Annotated in this window: 15 protein-coding genes and 1 pseudogene; 8 read left to right on the top strand and 8 right to left on the bottom strand. The window is 42.7% G+C overall.

Translation table 11 applies throughout. The features are described 5' to 3' along the window. Positions 1–9 precede the first annotated feature (9 nt). Together SNE_RS08730 and cysS are read left to right on the top strand one after the other, a co-directional pair. Positions 10–2,727, top strand: coding sequence for an AMP-binding protein (locus SNE_RS08730; RefSeq protein ID WP_013944044.1), 2,718 nt, complete (start codon positions 10–12; stop codon positions 2,725–2,727). Beyond that, positions 2,724–4,136: a cysteine--tRNA ligase gene (gene cysS / locus SNE_RS08725; protein ID WP_013944043.1), complete on the top strand. Its 1,413-nt coding sequence runs from the start codon at positions 2,724–2,726 to the stop codon at positions 4,134–4,136. The genes SNE_RS08730 and cysS overlap by 4 nt, the downstream gene beginning before the upstream one ends. A gap of 15 nt (positions 4,137–4,151) precedes the next feature. On the opposite strand, the gene SNE_RS08720 is transcribed toward cysS, so the two are convergent. Genes SNE_RS08720 through SNE_RS08705 form a run of 4 tightly spaced genes read right to left on the bottom strand, consistent with a single transcriptional unit; the run spans position 4,152 to position 5,229 of the window. Next, positions 4,152–4,469, bottom strand: a complete 318-nt coding sequence (locus tag SNE_RS08720; RefSeq protein ID WP_013944042.1) for a hypothetical protein — start codon at positions 4,467–4,469, stop codon at positions 4,152–4,154. 52 nt (positions 4,470–4,521) lie between these two features. Then, the gene (locus SNE_RS08715) at positions 4,522–4,830 is read right to left on the bottom strand and encodes a hypothetical protein (protein WP_013944041.1); all 309 of its coding nucleotides are present in this window, start codon (positions 4,828–4,830) and stop codon (positions 4,522–4,524) included. Positions 4,831–4,833: 3 nt separating this feature from the next. Next, positions 4,834–4,983 carry a hypothetical protein gene (locus SNE_RS13210; protein WP_158307234.1) on the bottom strand — a complete coding sequence of 50 codons (150 nt, stop codon included), beginning with the start codon at positions 4,981–4,983 and terminating at the stop codon, positions 4,834–4,836. A 54-nt stretch (positions 4,984–5,037) separates the two neighbouring features. Then, a complete protein-coding gene (locus SNE_RS08705) occupies positions 5,038–5,229 on the bottom strand; it encodes a hypothetical protein (RefSeq protein WP_013944039.1) in 192 nt (63 codons plus the stop codon). Positions 5,230–5,838: 609 nt separating this feature from the next. On the opposite strand from SNE_RS08705, the gene SNE_RS08700 reads away from it, so the two are divergent. Both SNE_RS08700 and pta read left to right on the top strand, forming a co-directional pair. Beyond that, a complete protein-coding gene (locus SNE_RS08700; protein ID WP_013944036.1) occupies positions 5,839–7,032 on the top strand; it encodes an acetate/propionate family kinase in 1,194 nt (397 codons plus the stop codon). Beyond that, on the top strand, positions 7,029–9,140 hold the full coding sequence (gene pta / locus SNE_RS08695; protein ID WP_013944035.1) for a phosphate acetyltransferase: 2,112 nt from the start codon (positions 7,029–7,031) through the stop codon (positions 9,138–9,140). The genes SNE_RS08700 and pta overlap by 4 nt, the downstream gene beginning before the upstream one ends. Here pta and SNE_RS08690 read toward each other — a convergent pair. Then, the gene (locus tag SNE_RS08690) at positions 9,115–10,212 is read right to left on the bottom strand and encodes an isopenicillin N synthase family dioxygenase (RefSeq protein ID WP_013944034.1); all 1,098 of its coding nucleotides are present in this window, start codon (positions 10,210–10,212) and stop codon (positions 9,115–9,117) included. The two genes, pta and SNE_RS08690, sit on opposite strands and share 26 nt — an antisense overlap. A gap of 116 nt (positions 10,213–10,328) precedes the next feature. Between SNE_RS08690 and SNE_RS13535 the strand changes: the two are divergent. The 3 genes and pseudogenes from SNE_RS13535 to SNE_RS08680 form a co-directional block, all read left to right on the top strand. Continuing rightward, a pseudogene (locus SNE_RS13535) lies at positions 10,329–10,925 on the top strand (B3/B4 domain-containing protein); the annotation flags it as partial. Positions 10,926–11,063: 138 nt separating this feature from the next. After that, positions 11,064–12,629 (top strand): lysine--tRNA ligase, encoded by a 1,566-nt coding sequence (lysS, locus tag SNE_RS08685; RefSeq protein WP_041419425.1) that lies wholly within the window; start codon positions 11,064–11,066, stop codon positions 12,627–12,629. Between the two features lie 661 nt (positions 12,630–13,290). Further along, on the top strand, positions 13,291–13,845 hold the full coding sequence (locus SNE_RS08680; protein WP_013944032.1) for a hypothetical protein: 555 nt from the start codon (positions 13,291–13,293) through the stop codon (positions 13,843–13,845). Between the two features lie 100 nt (positions 13,846–13,945). Here SNE_RS08680 and SNE_RS08675 read toward each other — a convergent pair whose 3' ends face one another. Then, positions 13,946–14,617: a hypothetical protein gene (locus SNE_RS08675; RefSeq protein WP_041418983.1), complete on the bottom strand. Its 672-nt coding sequence runs from the start codon at positions 14,615–14,617 to the stop codon at positions 13,946–13,948. A gap of 248 nt (positions 14,618–14,865) precedes the next feature. Here SNE_RS08675 and SNE_RS08670 point away from each other — a divergent pair, with 248 nt between their 5' ends. Continuing rightward, entirely contained in the window at positions 14,866–15,855 is a 990-nt protein-coding gene (locus SNE_RS08670) for a patatin-like phospholipase family protein (RefSeq protein ID WP_013944030.1), read from the top strand. Here the strand turns inward: SNE_RS08670 and priA are convergent. Beyond that, a complete protein-coding gene (gene priA / locus SNE_RS08665) occupies positions 15,841–18,084 on the bottom strand; it encodes a primosomal protein N' (protein WP_231919495.1) in 2,244 nt (747 codons plus the stop codon). The two genes, SNE_RS08670 and priA, sit on opposite strands and share 15 nt — an antisense overlap. Continuing rightward, on the bottom strand, positions 18,054–18,749 hold the full coding sequence (locus tag SNE_RS12385) for a hypothetical protein (RefSeq protein ID WP_013944028.1): 696 nt from the start codon (positions 18,747–18,749) through the stop codon (positions 18,054–18,056). Before SNE_RS12385 ends, priA begins: the two co-directional genes overlap by 31 nt. Positions 18,750–18,852 lie beyond the last annotated feature (103 nt).

The raw sequence follows: 18,852 nt of genomic DNA, 5'->3' as shown, positions 1-18,852 counted from the left end.
TAGAGCGCTATGCCCCGTTTCTTCTACTTTTTATCGAGCTTTCTACTCCGCCTCATTTTGAGCTTGCGGTATCGAATTGAGGTCAAGAACCTCAAAGGACTGCTTGATCCTAAGGCCTTGAAAAAAGGGGGGATACTGTTCTTACCGAACCACCCTGCAGAGATAGATCCTTTAGTGATGAATGCGCTATTGCTTGGAAAGTTTCAGCCACGACCTCTAGTGATTGAACACTTTTATTATATGCAGGGCGCCCATCTCTTTATGAAATGGGTCAATGCCTTGCCGATGCCTAACTTTGAAATGTCGGCCAATACCTGGAAGATCAAAGAAGTCGAAAAGGCGATGCAAAAAGTGCAAAAGGCGATCAAGAAAGGGGATAATTTTTTGGTGTATCCCTCAGGCCATTTGAAAGCTGATGGACGTGAAATTGTCGGAGGGAATTCATTTGTGCACCGCATTTTGGAACTTTGCCCAGAGGTTCAAATTGTCCTTGTACGCACAACGGGTCTTTGGGGGAGCACGTTTTCACGTGCGGTGACCGGTCAGTCTCCAGATTTTTGGAAAATGCTAATACATGGGCTCAAGGTTATTTTAAAGAATGGGATTTTCTTTGTGCCGAGGAGAAAGGTGACTGTAGAGTTTTCCCTTCCACCAGCGGATTTTCCCTGTAAGGGGAGTCGCCTTGAAATCAATCGGTACCTGGAAAACTGGTACAATCGGTACCGTGATCATGCGGGTTACATCACGGATCGGGAACCAGTGAAGCTTGTCTCTTTTAGCCTATTTTCAAAAGATGTCCCTGTGATCACGCGGCCAGAAAAACGAGAAAGACGGAGCGAACCTGTTGATGTACCAGAGAATATTCGCCAAGATGTGTACGAAGAGTTAGCGCGTCTTTCTGGGCGAATGGAAAATGATTTTAAAGATGACATGGAGCTTGCAGTAGATCTCGGGTTAGATTCCCTTGACTATGCAAGTATTCAGGCTTTTTTAGATGAGCGGTATGATGTCGACTCGATTGTTCCCGAAAAGATGCGGACTGTTGCCGATCTATTTGAATTGATTGTAGAAGGAAAGGTCAAGGGTAAGTCGATCGATGTGGCAAATAAGGAACAATATGCATGGCCAAAAGAAAAGTTTCGTTCTGCTGTTCGCTATCCAAAAGGAGAGACTTTGCAAGAGGTGTTTTTAAACACTTGTGATCGGATGAAAAATGCTGTCGCTTGTGGCGATGAGGTGTCCAAATTTTTGACCTATCGACGCCTAAAGATAGGTGTGATTGTGTTGGCACGCAAACTTCAACAATTGCCAGATCCATACATTGGAGTTTTACTTCCGTCTTCTGTCGGTGCTTTTGCTCTTATTCTCGCGATTTTAATGGCGGGAAAAATTCCTGTGATCTTGAACTGGACAGCGGGTGCGCGCAGCTTAAACTTTGCAGATGACCTGCTCGATCTCAAAACTGTTTTTAGTTCACGCCGCTTTTTAGAACGAGTCGATAGCTTGGAGCTGGGCTCTCTTGAAGACAAGGTAATTGTTTTAGAAGAGTTCCGCAAAGAGATCACTCTGAAAGAGAAACTGAAAGGAGCGTGGCTTGCGCGAAAAAAAGCGCGGGCGTTGAAAAGAATTTTTCGACTCAATCAGATAAAGCCAGAAGATCCAGCAGTGATTTTATTTACAAGTGGAACTGAAACCTATCCTAAGGCGGTTCCTCTGACTCATCAGAACATCATTGCCAATCAAAAATCGGCCTTAAGCGTGGTAAAAATCAACCGTGATGATATCTTGCTTGGAATTTTGCCCCCTTTTCACTCGTTTGGGTTTTCTGTGACGGGACTTTTGCCTCTTTTGACAGGTTTACGTGTCTTCTTTTCACCTGATCCAACAGACAGTCACGCTATGGCGCGCGATTGTTACCTTCGGGACATTACCCTTTTATGTTGTGCGCCGAGTTTCTACCGTAACTTATTTCGCGTGGCAACGCCTCGACAACTCAAAACAGTACGGATGTTTGTCACAGGGGCAGAAAAAGCACCGAAAGAACTTTTTGACTCTGTAGCAAATCTCGAAGGTAATCGGATTTTGATTGAAGGATACGGGATCACTGAATGCTCACCGATCGTAACTCTTTGTCCTCCTGGAGAGCCTCCAAAGGGAGTTGGTAAGCCTTTGCCAGGAGTTCAATTGTGTGTGATTCACCCCGAAACAGAAGAAAGACTTTCTGGACAAAAGCAGGGAGAGATCTGTATCAAAGGGCCGAACGTTTTTAGGGGATACATGGGCAAGAATGCTCCCAATCCGTTTATTGAAATTGACGGGGAAAAGTGGTATCGTAGTGGCGATTTAGGAACTCTTGACTCACAGGGGGCTCTTCTCTACAGTGGCCGGATGAAGCGGTTTGTGAAAATCGGAGCAGAAATGGTCAGCTTGACGGCGCTTGAAGAAGAACTTTCCAAACATGCGAAGAAAAAAGGATGGATTCCTCAAGACGAGGAAACACCTCAGCTGGCTGTTGGTGTGTTTGAAAAAGAAAGTGGGAAGCCGCTACTTGTTCTCTTTGCAACGTTTGCGGCCTCTCCTCAAGAAGTGAACAGTGCACTGCGTGATTTGGGATTTGGGCGGATTGTCAAAATTCAAGGAGTCAAGCAGGTTGCAGAAATTCCGATGACAGGAACTGGGAAGATCCACTTTCGTCGGATCAATGAGATGTTACAAAGCGAGCAATGACGTTACATATTTACAACACAGAGTCGAGAGAAAAAGAGCCGATCACTCTCGCACCTCACAAAAAAGAAATCGCCCTCTACACATGTGGCCCAACTGTCTACAACTTTGCCCACATTGGAAACTTTCGTACTTACGTTTTCGAAGATCTTTTTCGTCGCACACTTGAGTTTTTTGGGCTGAAAGTGAAGCAAGTAATGAACCTAACTGATGTCGACGATAAGACGATTAAAGGAGCGCTTGAAAAGGGAGTCTCTTTAGATGAGTTCACGCAGTTTTACAAAAGGGCATTTTTTGAGGACTTGAAAACGCTAGGGATTCAAAAAGCGCATCTCTATCCTTCTGCTATCGATTACATTCCCCAAATGATTGCGATGATTCAGCATCTTATAAAAAAGGGGCTAGCTTATAAAGGAAAAGAAGGAAGTGTTTACTTTAGCATCCGTCACTTTCCTGCTTACGGTAAGCTTTCTCACCTTTGCTTATCTGAGTTAAAAGCAGGAGCCTCTGAAAGGGTGACAACCGATGAATACGAAAAAGAGTCAATTGCCGACTTTGTCTTGTGGAAGGGCTACGATCCGGAGCGAGATGGAGACATCTATTGGGAAAGTCCTTTTGGAAAAGGGCGCCCCGGGTGGCATATCGAATGTTCAGCCATGGCAACAGAGCTTCTTGGCGAAACAATTGACATTCACATGGGTGGGGTGGATAACATCTTTCCGCACCATGAAAACGAAATTGCCCAATCAGAAGGGTGTTCGGGAAAAATGTTTTCTCGCTACTGGGTCCATGCAGAGCATCTAATTGTCAATGGAAAGAAAATGTCGAAGAGTTTAGGAAATTTCTTCACCTTGCGCGACCTCCTCGACAAAGGCTACAGTGGAACAGAAGTTCGGTATCTTCTTCTCAGCACGCACTATCGGACGCAGCTCAATTTCACACTCGAAGGGCTCAATGCCGCCCGCCAATCCTTGCAGCGGTTAGAAGACTTTGTACATCGGCTCAAACAGGTTCAAAAGGGGAAAAGGGCATCGGCTCAAATCAAAGAAACGAAAGACCGTTTTAATGCGGCACTTGCCGATGATCTCAATATTTCAGTGGCGCTTGCGGCTCTTTTCGACTTTATCCGTCATGTCAATGGGGACATTGACCGAAATGAGCTCAGTAAGGAAGGGGCTAGCCAAGTTTTAGCTTTCTTGAAAGAAATCGACCATGTTCTTGGAGTGATTCCCTTAAAAGAAAGAGAAGAAGAGATTCCAAAAGACATCCAAGAAGCTTTTACAAGGCGGCAAGAAGCACGCGCAAAAAAAAATTGGGCAGATGCAGATAAGGAGCGGGATTACATTCAATCGAAAGGCTACCTTATTGAAGATAGCCCGACAGGTTCTCGGGTGAAGAAGAATATAATGTGATGAAATGCTTCTACCTTAGCTTGTTGAATAACCTAGGAATTCGATAAATTGTAATCCAGATATAATAATTAAGATCACTCCTGTTAGAAAATAAAACCCTTTTTTTTCTCTAAAGCATTCCCAAAGCATTCCTAAAGCATATAAAAATGTTAAAACGCTGAAAGCGAGGTGTACATTCAGTTTTAGAGGCCAACCTGTTAATACTAGAATAAAAATAGTTAAGCCTACGGCTATGCCTGTGATTCTTTTATTTGTATTTTTTTCTCTGAAAGAGATGATAATTTGGTAAATAAAATAAATAATCACGCAAATAAAGATAATCTTTTCAAACATAAATTACTTCCTTGCTATATCAATACTCATCTTCTTAAGGTGAGAGATGAGCTTACTCTTGGTCATCGTCATCATCATCTCTATTGTTTTCACGTTCGTATTCAATGTTTTCATTGTATTTATGTGCTGCATTTAAAAAGTTTTTCGCTCCGTTTGCAATACCTACAATCGCTCCAGGTACATTTCCGCTTGCAGCAGCTACTCCTCCTGTTGCAGAAGAAGCTATACCTATCCCAATATCCCAAGCAATTTCACCGGCGCTATAAGGCGGGTCTGATGTTTCTTGTTTTTGATCTTCGTCGGCAAGTGCATAAGTATTAAGGGATATGAATACTAGAGATAAAAAGATAATTTTTTTCATGTTCTATCTGCTTTGGGTAAGCACTTCGTAAGTTTCTAGCAAGTTAAATCCCCAATCAACAAAAGTTGTTGCAAATTCAGATAGTTGGTTGTGCTCTAGAGAATGAAAATTGGTGATGGCTTTTTTTGCTAAGTTTTTATTGCCTTTGACCACGAAATAAGCCGACCTATTGAAATTTTCTTCCATCTCAGTAGGTTGGTTTCTTATCTAGTTTACAAATTGCTCAGCTATGAATTCTACATCAGCAGTTTTTCTAGAAAAAGAATTGATAAGAATTTCTTTTGCCTCTTCTTCCCGATTACTATCTGCTAGTAAAAAGCTAGCATGCATATTTTGAGGAGAGATGGCTGCTATTTGGCTAAAAAGAGGAAAAATGGCGAAAAATAAAGTTTTTTTCATCGTATACCTCTAGAATATAAAAAAAGAAAGTTTATAGAGGGGATTATATATTTGTCAAATAATCTGAACTTGATACTTGCTCACTGAAACTATCGTCTATGGCTCTTATTCCACTATACTCAAACAACTTCAAAAATTGGTTTTGGGCAACGCGAAAGCTTTCGGAATTCGTCGATTTTAAGTGGCCTAATATTAGGAATATGAGGTCACTTAAAATCGGCAAATTACGGTGCTTTGGCGCAGCCGAAAATCCAATTTTTGAAGTTGTTTGAGTATACATTGATTCAATGCTTAGGTTGATGAAACTGCAACTCATTGTTTTATTATCTATAAGAACGGTTTGTGGCGTTACAAGCGTTAGAAAGGCAGCTATAGCTTTGTGCTATTTGGAACACTCCCTTTATTCTAATTGCCCTAGTTTGTCTAGACATTTGAGTATAAGGAAAATGGAAGAAAAAATAGGAATAAGAAATTAGACATTAGTTATTTCACGTATAGTCCCATCTCAAAGAAGAAAAAGCCTCCTTATCAAAAAACGTCTCCTAAAAAAAAGGAACAAGTTTTATATAGAGGATGAGAGGATGCTTATGAGAAGCGCGGGGAGTTTTCATGTCGTCTGTTTTTGTCCTTAATTGTGGCAGTTCATCAATTAAGTTTCAAATCGTTGATCCTAAAACGGCAAAGGTTTTTTTTCAAGGGATTGCAGAAAACGTGCAAACCGATCGGTGCACTTTGAGTTGGCAAATTGGCAATAAGAAGGATAAAAAGAGCCTTCTCAAATCGGGCTATCATGATGTGATCGAACTGGTTGTGCAACTTCTCAGAGAGCACGAAGACATTGAAAAGAAAATTGTTGCGATTGGACACAGAGTTGTCCATGGAGCCGAAGAGTTTATCGAGTCAGTGATCATCGATGAAGAGGTTCTCACCAAAATTCACGATTGCAGTCATTTAGCACCTTTGCACAATCCTGCCAATGCTCTAGGGATTGTGGTGATGCAAGAACTTTTCCCCAAACTTCCTCAGGTGGCAGTTTTTGACACAGCTTTTCACCAAACTCTCCCCAAGTATGCTTTTCTCTATGCGATTCCCTATCAGTACTATGAAGATTATGAAGTACGACGTTATGGGTTTCATGGAACGAGCCATCGGTATATCACACAACTTGCTGCCGAAACGCTTGGCAAAAAGCAAGAAGAGCTTTCAATCATTAGCGCTCACTTGGGCAATGGGTGCAGTGTTTGCGCGATTCAGGATGGGAAGAGTATCGATACGAGCATGGGACTCACTCCTCTTGAAGGACTCATGATGGGACAGCGGAGCGGTGATGTTGATCCTGGAGTCATCGGCTATCTTGCCGAAAAGCTACAAGTCGAAGCGCAAGATGTGATTACGATGCTCAACAAAATGAGTGGGTTACTGGGAGTTTCTGGTGTGAGCGCAGATCTTCGAATGATAAAAAAAGCAGCTGAAGAAGGAGACGGACTTGCTGTTTTAGCAATTGAGATGTTTTGTTACCGTTTAGCCAAGTACATTGCTTCTTACTTTGTGCCACTTGGACTGCCAGATGCTCTAGTTTTTACCGGAGGGATCGGAGAAAATGCGACGTTCATTCGAGAGCGTGTGATTGAATGGCTACAGCCGATGGGGTTTGCCATTGATCCTGTTCGAAATAAAGACCATGGAAAAAAATCTAAGCATGTCATTTCTCCTGAAGGGGAGCAGCCGCTCATTCTCGTTCTTCCCACAAACGAGGAGCTGCTGATTGCCCGTGATGCGATAAATCTCGTGAGGGGGAAATGAAGCACATCCTCCTTATGGTTCCCATTGGATTAGGTGTTGGACTTGCAACAGTTTCCTCAGGACTTGTGCGTGCTTTAGAAAACCAAGGATTAAAGGTTTGCTTTCTCAATCCTGTCACCCACGATCGAGGTGGAGGAGAAAAAATCTGCACTGAGTCAGCTCTTGCAAACGTTGAGAAGCCTCTTCCGATCCAATGCGTAGAATCTCTCTTAAGCCAAGGAGAAGAAGGGCTTGTTCTCGAGTTTCTTGTGGCCCATTATGCCCATCATGCAAAAGATGCCGATATCGTAGTGATTCAAGGAATCATCTCGACCCAACTGAGAGGATATGCTCCTCAGCTTAACTTTGACATTGCCCAAGCTATAGATGCAGAAGTGATTTTTGTGATTGCTCAAGGAAAGAACACTCCAGCAATGCTGAGCGAGCAAGTTGAAATTGCCGCGCAACCTTATGGGGGAGTCGGGAATTTGAAGACTTTGGGGTGTATGATCAATAAAGTAGGCGCTCCAGTGGATAAGTATGGCAATGCTCGCATCGATTTATTTGACTCTGTCGAGAAAATAGAAGATACAACCGATGCCATGTCGAGGTGCGCTATTTTCAAAAAGAAAAACTTCCGCTTACTCGGGTGTTTTCCTTGGGAAAGAAGATTGATGGCCCTTCGAGTGAAAGACATTCAAAAACATTTAGGTGCAATGGTCATTTCAGAAGGAAAGATGAATGAAAATCGAGTCATGCACTTAGCATTTGCTGCAGCAACAGTTGAAAATATGGTCAAAGTTTTAAAGCCGGATACGATGGTTGTGACTTCTGGCGATAGATCCGATGCAATTGTGGCAGCTTGTTTGGCATATTTAAATGGGACGAATCTTGCAGCTTTGGTCCTTAGTGGAGGACACCTTCCTGGTGAAAACACTCAAAAACTTTGTGAAGAAGCAAAGAAAAAAGGACTTCCCATTTTATCTGTTCAGACAGACAGTTTACGCACTGCCATTTCACTTGAAAATCTCAACATTGAAGTTCCTGAAGACGATGAAGAAAGACAAGAACTGGTGAAAGAGTTTGTTGCTAGAAATATCGACAAGAAATGGATTGAAGAATTGGGAGCAACTCATCCACAAAGGTACCTTTCTCCTCCCGCGTTTCGGTACAAGCTCATTGAAAAAGCGCAAAAAGCTCGTCGCAAAATTGTTCTCCCTGAAGGAGAAGACCCTCGGATTCTTCGTGCTGCAGCGACTTGCGCAAGACGAAAAATTGCAAAGATTGTCCTCCTTGGAAATCGTGAAAAAGTCGAGAGGTTGGCAGAAGAGCATCAAGTGCCGCTTGGAGAATGGGTTGAAATCATCGATCCTTGCACTGTTCGCGAAAAATATGTTGCGCCTCTAGTTGAGTTGCGCAAACACAAAGGGGTGACTGAAAAAGATGCTTATGAATACCTCAGTGACGAAGTGATGTTGGGCACGATGATGCTTGCAACGGGGGATGTTGATGGACTTGTTGCTGGGGCCACTCATACAACAGCTCATACCATTTTGCCTGCACTAAAAGTAATCAAAACGAAGCCCGATACGAAACTCGTATCCTCTGTTTTTTTCATGTGCTTACCCTCTCAAGTTCTCGTTTATGGGGATTGCGCTGTCAATCAAAACCCCACAGCCCAAGAACTTGCTGACATTGCGATTCAAAGCGCTGACTCGGCAGAGCGATTTGGTATTCCTGCGCGCGTTGCTATGATTAGCTATAGCACAGGGAAATCGGGAACCGGAGCCGATGTTGAAAAAGTCAAAGAGGCGACAAGGCTTGCGAAAGAAAAGAGGCCTGATCTCATCATAGATGGGCCCCTTCAATATGATGCGGCATTCACTCCTGATGTTGCAAAAAAGAAAGCCCCCGATAGTCCTGTTGCAGGAAAGGCGACCGTCTATGTCTTTCCCGATCTCAACACAGCGAATACGACCTATAAAGCTGTTCAACGGAGTGCAAACGTTTTGTCTATTGGTCCCATGCTTCAAGGACTTAAAAAACCTGTGAATGATCTTTCACGTGGAGCCACAGTTGCGGATATTGTCTTTACAATTGCGATCACTGCAATTCAAGCTGAAGAGTGATCAGTCCTGCTTTTTTGAGTGCTGTTTCAGCTTTGGAACTAAAGCGATTGACCTCTTTGAGTTTTTGAATTGCTCCCGAGCGTACAAAGAGTTCCATCATCTGCTTATTTGCAAGACCTAAATCGATGAGCCGTTCTGTTAAAAGCTCAGCGCGTGATAAATTCGCGTAATGACGGGCCCCGCCGGTTTTTTCAATGCAAGAGGGAAGGGGATCTAACCGGTCATCTATTCGAGGGTGAACGAAAAAGATGATCGCATACCGATCTTCACTTAGTCCATTATCTACTACACGATGAACTGCCGCTTTGCATAGACCGTTTGATAAATTTTCTAGCATGTCACCACAGTGGACAAACACCATTCCCTCTGGAACGTTGATGTCGATCCAAGACCCATCTTTGGCTTGCACTTGCAACCCTTGAGCACTGGCGCGAGGGTAAAGGGTAAAGAGATTGATGTCCGTATGGGTACCAGCCCAAATGGCATCTTCAGGTGGATTTGCCGGATAGTGCGAAATACGCATTAAGCTATCGCCTTGTTGAATCATATCAAGTAGGAAACCCTTTTTTTGGTCGAGAAGTTCTGAAAAAGCCTCGCCAAGCTTGTTTTTAAAGATATCGATGCGGGCAAACAGAGACTCCATTGCAAAACGAAATTCTTTCCGATTTTCGGGCCAAACATTTTTCTCGTACTGCAGCCTTTCTAGATCTTCACTCGCAAGCTCTCGTCCGATGTGGTAAAACTCTTTAAAATCGACCCTTGTTTCACCTTTCGCTGACTCACCAGGTAAATATCCCCGATGACCGTTTGATGAAAGGTAGTCGTGCTTTTTATCACTTGCAAAAAAATTTTTTGCTTGCTCATAAGCTCGATTGATTGCTTTGGATTCAACGGGAAATCCATCCACAAAAAAGTAACCTACTCCTTGAACAGCTTCCTCAAGTGAAGCGATAAATTCTTCTCTTTTGACTGGATTTGCGTAATCTTCTAGATGGAGAGTAGGAATAGGAGATGCTTGAGCGATTAATACAGATGAGAAAAGTAAGGCAATAAAACTGAAAAATTGTTTCATTGTTGCTTCCAATCAGCTCGTGATAGCAATGATTTTAAGATCTTTAAACGAAAAGTACAAGTCAAAAATAGCATTTTTAAGTATAATCATTGCTAAAACCCACAAAAATTTGACAGATGAACTTCTACATTGAACCAGCAGTTTTAGAAAAATTTCCCCACCTTAAAGTGGGAGTGTTGATCGTAAAAGGTGTCAACAATCATGGGGCTCATGAAGAGATCCAACAGATTGTTGCAACGGAGACGCAGGCGCTTCAAAAGAAATACGAAAATCTAGACCTCAATCAGGTGCCAAAAATTGCCGATTGGCGCGCAGCCTACAAAGCATTTGGTTATAAACCCTCTACCTATCGTTGTAGTGTCGAAGCCCTATTACGGCGTCTCATCCAAGGGAAAGAGCTGCCTAATATCAACCCTATTGTCAATCTGTACAATTACATTTCTGTGAAGCATGGCTTACCTGCTGGCGCTGATGATTTAGATAAAGTCGAAGGAAATATTCGGCTTGCTGTTGCAAATGGAGATGAAAAATTCATTACTCTTGGTTCGCGTGAAGAAGAAATCGCCAAGCCAAATGAAATCATTTACCGCGATGATGTTGAAATTCTTTGTAAAGCCTGGAACTGGCGGGAAAGTGACAAGAGTAAGATCACCGATGGCAGTCGAAACATCTCTCTTGTCATTGAAGGACTCGAAAATACGACTCTTGCGGAAATTGCTCTAGCTTTGAAAGAGCTCAAAAATCTCATTGGAAAGTATTGCGGAGGACAAGCTGAGCTTTATCTCCTCGATAAGGAGTTTCCACACGTTTCGCCTAAGGCCGAAATTTCAACTCGTCCCATCCCCGTTGAATTGCCCGAACCCGACTACCATAAACACGAAGCCTTCCAAACACGAAAGAAAAAGCTTCAAGAAATTCGAGACATGGGCATGGATCCCTACCCCCATAAATATGATCCGACCCACCAAATGAAACATCTTGAAGACAAGTTTGAAGGGCATGCAATCGGAACAGCTGAAGAAGCGATGGCAGGCAAAACAGATCAAGTCCGCGTTGCCGGACGGATGATGCTTTTCCGCGCCATGGGTAAAAATGCCTTTGCGCATCTTCAAGATGAGTCAGGGCGGATCCAAGTGATGTTTAATCGCGATCTCACAAAGGTAAGAGGACTTCCCGAAGGAAACGAACTCACACCTCTCAAATTCATCGAAAAGAAAGTCGATCTTGGAGACATCCTAGGTGTAGAAGGACATCTTTTTCGGACTCAAAAAGGGGAGCTTACCATTTTTGTCACCGAGGCAACCCTCCTTTGTAAAACACTCCTTCCCTTGCCTGACAAACATAGCGGCCTCACTGACAAAGGAACCCGTTACCGTAAACGATGGCTTGACCTCATCACTCACCAAGATGTGATGGAGCGGCTTAAAATGCGCAGCTTTCTCGTGTCTAATATTCGGAAGTACTTCGAAGAATCGGGTTTTATGGAAGTCGAAACTCCTGTTCTCCAAAATATCTATGGGGGTGCCGAGGCACGTCCCTTTATTTCAGAGCTCAACGCCCTACACCAAACGATGTACCTCCGCATTGCCATTGAAATTTCGCTCAAAAAGCTCATTGTAGGGGGACTTTCTCGGGTCTTTGAAATTGGAAAAGTTTACCGTAATGAAGGACTTGACCGGACACACAATCCCGAGTTTACGATGCTAGAAGCCTATGCAGCTTACTGGGACTACAACGACGTTATGATCTTCACCGAAAACCTCTTTGCATCTCTTGCTAAAAAACTCTACGGATCAACTAGTATTGGAATACGCCAAGACAAACAGGGGAATCAGCATGAAATCGATCTCAAGACCCCTTGGAAACGCCTTTCCATGAAAGATGCTATTAAACTCTATGCAAAATGCGATCCTGACAAAATGTCAGAAGCTGAAATGCGCACTAAGCTCAAAGCGAAAATCGAAGATGAAGATCTTCAAAAAGCTCCTCGAGGCAAGCTCATTGCCTATCTTTTTGAAGAGTTTGCAGAAGAGCATCTCATCCAACCTCATCACATCATCGACCATCCAATTGAGACAACCCCTCTCTGTAAGCTCCACCGCGATCGCAAGTTACGTGAAGAGCAGTTCGTTGAGCGGTTTGAGACGTTTATCCTTGGGTATGAGTTCTGTAACGCTTACTCTGAACTCAACGACCCAGAATTGCAGCGGCAACTCCTAGTCGAACAGAATGTGAAGCGTGAGGGAGGAGATGTTGAAGCCAACCCTATGGATGAGGAGTTTATCGAGGCCATCTGCCAAGGGATGCCCCCAACAGGAGGGCTGGGAATCGGAATCGACCGCCTCACCATGCTCTTTACAGATGCTTTTTCCATACGAGATGTGATCTATTTCCCCATGATGCGGCCCGAAGAATAAGTCGTTTGAGTATAATTGCTTACATCTCTACTAAGATATAGAGCAATCTTAAAAAAAATTTTTACAAAGCCTTTGCAAAAAATTTACGAGTTGCTAAAATGAAGGGTAGAGAAAGAGTGTTCTTATTGTCGTTAATATAACTTTCTCATAAGCAACTCTCCTTTCTCTTTGTGAATATGATAACGAATAGAAGAAAGATTATTTCTTCTAGATGAAGCTTAGAAAAAACAAAGAGAATCTTTTGTAACAAAAAAACTATCTTAGATAAGTTTGCATAAGTTGTATGTGCGTATCTAAGTAGTATTGGAAAAATACAAGCAATACATTTTCATTGATTTAGTAAGATCCTATAGTCAATTAAGTTTAAAATTGACCGGATTGAATAGAAGATTTTTGTGTCTGACAAAGTGCGCAAAAAGCGAAATAGACTTCATGTAAGTTCTTGAGCTACCTGCATGCCTTAAGACGCAATAAAAATTCGCATGGGTCCGTAAATTTTTGATTTAATCGAATATATGAACGAAATAGGTTGATGAGCCTTGGCGTGACAACTTATTTAGTCCATAAGAGGATGTCTACAAAGTACTCTCAGCAGTGAAAGCACTTTGTAGACACCCTCTAAGACATGATTATTTTGTAATTTAAGTAGAAAGGACGTTTTATGAGTAATGTGAATCAAACAGCAAATGTTGCCGATAGTAAGCCTTATATTCCTCCAGCCACGACAGATTTGACTCAGGCTGAAAAAGACATATTGGCAGAATTACAGTTGTTGATGCAGACATTGGAAGAGTTAGATCCTAAGCAGATTGCAGCTGAACTCGAAAAGAAAGGGGTTCCACAAAAGCAAGCTGAAGAAGAAGCTTTACAAGAAGCTAAAGAACGGTCGAGCAGCAGTTATTATATTTCCAAACTGACAAACGAACTCCAAGCTTTGACAGGCGTATTTAAGGAAGATCTCACTTTCGGAAATCCGATGAGTTCTGAAGACAAACAAGCTTTAGAAAGTTTTGAACATAAAATTGACTCTGTGCTGAATAACTTTGTTGACCCACATGAACCTGGGAAGAATATTTTAGACTGGCAGGCTGACCCACAAAGCATGAAGATTTTTTTAGGTGATGTTTTGGACAGTGAGCCTCGAGATATTGGCTATGTTGTTAACGATCTTAATCCAGTGGAAAAACAATTAGAAAAACTAGTTGGGGAATCCTAGTCCCTTATTTCGTGCGTATCCCTCGCACCTAACTTTGTGTGCTCCGTTCTGGAGCACACTTTTTGTAATCCATGTCTTCCTGATGCGGCCCAAGGAAAGATCAATTATCTTTGGGAGCTGGGAAAATTTCCATAAGCTCACAGCAGCGTGAAATCAGCGAATCAATCGAGTCGTTTTTTTCATGGTATTGATCGAACTGATCGCTATAGATTGCTTCAAGATATTCAGAAGTTAGGTATTGGGGATTGTGAATTTCTATGATGGTGCAGTAAGGGGTGGATACTGAGGAATCATGACGTGAGGTTTCCAGTTGGTAAATGTGAACTGCGGCTTCATTTGAATCGGTTTCATCCATCCACTCCATGACAGTTGGAGAAAGGCGAATGGTAGAAAAATAAATGGGCTTTTTTGCAATTTCCCAGTCATATTTTTGAAGGGTTGTTCCAATTGGACCTCCTCCCATAATTTCTTGGTGAGCTGGTCTCAATTCAGTGGAGACAGGTTGGTTAAAATTGACTATGGCTAGGGTTCTCATGATTTTTTTACCATCTTCATCGACTGAGTGGAGATTTGACACCCTTTTTTCGGCAAAAGCAGAAGATTCGATATCCAAAACCTCTACTCCTGAAGACTTAAAAAAATACTCGATCCGTTGGGTGTTGAGCAAAGGCTTCAGTCTATTGATGTCTTGTGGTTCAAACGCTCGAGGAGCCCCAAAAAGGAGTCCAGAGCAAAGGCATATACTCGATAACAAGTAAGTAAAAATTTTCATGTGATTCCCAAATGTTTTTTCCAACTCCGCCTAAAAGTATTCATCAGATAGATAATATACTGCAATCTAAGAATTGAAATTATTTAAGTAATTGATATCCAGTTATATATGAAACTTATCTTGAATTACGATAGAACTTTTGAAGTTGCTTGAGTGTAGATTTCTAAAAGTGTGCTCTTAAAAAGAGCACACTTTTTTTTTATTCAAATTTTGACTAGCATTGCTTCTTTTATTTTTAGGAGGTTGCGATGTCACGCATCTTGTTTGTTTTTTGCCTACTAGTCGGTTTTTCTCTTAGTGCCAAGGAAACGCGGATCTTAAGTTTAGATGGCGGAGGTGTCAGGGGAGTTGTTTCTCTCTCTCTGTTAAGTCATTTGAAAGAGGGAACGGGAATTGATTATCAAAGCGACTTTGATGTTTATGCTGGGACATCGACTGGATCTATCATTGCGATTGCGCTAGCATGTGGCATGGATGTCAATGAGATTTTAAAAGCTTATAAAACACTGAGTGCCGAGGTTTTTTCAGGAGGAAACCACTTTTCTATCTTTAAGCCAGAATATGACCAAGAAAAACTCAAGCATAATATCAAAAAGATTCTGCGGTCATGTGGATTGAGTGATGATGTGTTGCTACGAGATCTTCCCAAAAAAGTCGTTATTACGACTGTTAATCTCGATGACAAAGCTGTAAATCGGTGGCGCATGGACTTTCTCGAGAATATTACCCCAAATGGGGGAAACATTAAAGTTATCGATGCGATTTTAGAATCGACTGCAGCACCGACTTACTTTCCAGCAGAACATGATCATGTGGATGGAGGAATGGGGATGAATGACCCAACTCTTGCAGCGCTTATGTATGCCTATGAGCCAACAGATGATTTACGCGATTTTGTCATCTTGTCAGTCGGAACAGGCTATGATCCACGTTTTGTTAAGGATAGCGAAGATTGGGGGACATATGACTGGATTACCCATGGATCTGCGCATAGTGGTTCTCCTGCTTTAGTCAATTTGCTCATGGATGTTGAGGCGCAAATTCCAGAGCAAGTAGCGTCAAAGCTATTAGGAGATCGGTATCGCAAATTGAACTTTGCTTTGCCTGAGGCTATAGCGCTAGATGATTATAAATCGATTGATCATTTGCTGAAGTACACACGTGAATTTATTGGAAATGACTTGGCAGGATGGCATGATACAATCGTTTGGACGAATGAACATTTAAGTAAACGTTGAGATTGGGTCGATGTCGACAAGGGTGCGAATAGCCCTTTCATGTCGATTGTTAAGCACGTATTCGATGGCATCAGAAAGGACCTGACTACGTGCTCCTTTCATCAATAGTTTGAACCGAAACTGATCTTTGATCTTTGCATACCCAGAAGCGATGACGGGAAAAATCGTATAAGAAGGGGGCAGCTTATCGATAAGGCTATTTTGAATTTGCTCGGCAAAGGCGAGAACTTTTTTCTCGTCGGGTCCACTAAAGGTGATTTTTGCGAGGCGTGCAAAGGGAGGATAGCCAAAAAGTTCCCGTGATTCGATTTCTCTTTGAAAAAAGGTGAGATAATCTTCTTTTGCCGCTAGGCTGAGAATAGGATTGTCTGGCATGCACGTTTGGATGATCACTTCTCCCGCCAGTTCTCCTCGCCCTGCGCGACCTGAAACTTGTGTCAGTAGTTGAAAAACCCATTCACTTGAGCGAAAGTCAGGCAGGTTGAGTGCTCCATCAGAGTTGAGCACTCCAACGAAAGTTACAGCAGGGAAATGGAGCCCTTTAGCAATCATTTGAGTTCCAATGAGAACATCTGCTTTTCCAGATCGAAACGATTTAAGGAGAAGGTCGTGACTTCCTTTATGGCGAGTGGTGTCAGCATCCATGCGGAGAGTCCGAATATCGGGAAAAAGGGCGTGCAAAGTCCGTTCAACTTGCTCTGTTCCGACTCCTTTATACTGAAGCGATGCGGTGGCTTGGCAATAGGGGCATTGAACGGGAGGTGGAGCCAAGATAAATCCACAAAGATGGCAGGCGAGATAATTGTTTTTTTTGTGAAAGGTGAGACTTACATCACAATGGGGGCACTTGATGCTTTGGTCACAATTGGTGCAGAGCTGAAAGGTGTGATATCCCCGTCGGTTCAGAAAGAGAAGAGATTGCTCTCCTTTTTGGACTCTTTTTTTGATCGCATCAAGCAGCGCTTCTGAAAAGAGGGTAAAACCACCAGCTCGGCTAAATTCTTCTTTCATGTTCACAAACTGGACTTTAGGGAGGTGGGCGTCAGTTGCCCGTTTTGTAAGAACGCTGAGAGCGTATTTTCCACTTTTTGCATTGGCATAGGTTTCGAGTGAGGGAGTTGCGCTACCTAAAACGACCGTCGCATTTGAGAACTTTCCTCGCATGATTGCGACATCGCGCGCATGATAACAAGGTTGTTCTTCCATCTGTTTGTAGGAGCTTTCATGTTCTTCGTCGACGATGATGAGCCCTAAATTTTTTACAGGGCAAAAAATCGCAGATCGAGCGCCCACGACAATCGAAATATCTCCTTTTCGGATGGAGTGCCAAATATCAAATCGCTCTCCATCGCTAAGGCGGTGGTGCAAAATGCCAAGCTTTTCTGTAAAACGAGACTTGAGTCGTTCAATCGTTTGGGAAGTGAGGGCGATTTCAGGAACGAGGAGGATCACCCCTTTTTTTTGCGCACGTGCTTCATGGATGGCTTGCAAGTAGATTTCTGTTTTACCACTGCCGGTGATCCCGTGAATGAGGTGAGTTTTAAAAGAATTAGCTTTCAGCGAAGTTTGGATTTTATCGAGAGTTAGACGTTGCTCTTCTTTGAGTGTTTTGGGTTTTGTTTGAAAAAACTCGAGATCTTCTAAGGGACTTCGGTTGATTTGAACTGTTTCTAAGGTAAGGAGCTTTTTTTTTGCGAGCGTTTCGACGGGACTTTTTGAGCACCCACTTTGTTCGAGGAGTTCAGATAGAAGGATTCCTTTCGGAGACTTGAGCAGTACTTCGAGAACTTTTGCTTGAGCGGAGTTTTTTTGCTGAAGGGTACGACAATGTTCTGCAAGTTGGCTTGGAGAGAGGGTCCTCTTGACAAAGAGTTGTTCTTTGGCTTTCGTTTCTTTCCGGATGGTTGCAGGGAGGATCACGTGCAATACTTTACGCAAAGGGGTGCAATAATAGCGGCTGACCCAATTGGCAAGCTGAAAGAGATCTTCAGAGATAAGGGTCTCTTCAGTGAGCACTTCGCGAACTTCTTGAACATGAGGAACGCTTGGTGTCTCTTTAAGAGCCACGACAGTTGCTTTGCGCAAGGACTTTTGCACTGGCACAAGAACACGCATCCCGATTTCAATGTCTCCTGAGAAGGAGTAATCGAGAGGCTTATTCAATCCTTGGTCTAAGAGCACAGAAACATAGTGAAGTTTTAGCTGAGTGTTTGACATAGGACGTTCCATAGGGAGCGCTTAAGATAGGGATCTTTATAATAGAGAGCAAGATCAGGCAGAAGAAGAAGAGGAATGCTAGATAAGAAGCGGGTTTTTTGTCCGGGATTTTCTTTGTAGAAAGGGAGAAGTTCTTTCGAGCTGAAAATGAGATGATCGGGACACAAAATAAACTTGAGTTTCGGAGACTCTAAAAAAAGGTCCCATTTCTTTTCTTGTTCGAAAGAAGTCATTTCAATCACTCGAGATGGGGCAAAAGTGAGTGAAATTGCTTTGGCCAAATTTTCGAGAAAAGAGCGATAGTAAGAACCCTGAAATAAAATGGGAATTTCGGGTACGAGAGATTTTTCATTCCACGCATTTTTGACCCGCTTGGCTTTTTCATCCGGAAGGGGAGTTTCGTGAAGAAATAGCTCAGGAGCAATCGATTTGAGCAACACGCCTATCCGGTTTGTATGAGAAGGCGCTGGCTTTGTTGGGGGATGCAACTCGAGAGTTTTATCTTTTTTCTTTTCAACTTTTGGCGGAGCTGGAGGAGGAGGAGCTTCGACGACTTTTGGTTTAAGTGGAGGCATCACCGGGGTTGGAGGAAGGGGAAGCATTTCCTTTTTTGGCAAACGCTCTTGAATGTAAGCAAGAGTTTGGTCGATGAGCTGAAGGTAAGTGTCACGTATCATACCTCTCTATTAAAACAGATATGAAGGGACGAAGGGAAGCACAATTTTATCTTTCAGATAAGTCCCTTTAAGTTGTAAATTTGCAAATCATAGAAATTTTTTT

It is taken from the genome of Simkania negevensis Z, from assembly GCF_000237205.1.
Taxonomy (GTDB): domain Bacteria; phylum Chlamydiota; class Chlamydiia; order Chlamydiales; family Simkaniaceae; genus Simkania; species Simkania negevensis.
Note: the sequence above shows the minus strand (reverse complement) of the source record. Positions and strands in the feature narration are given on the sequence as shown.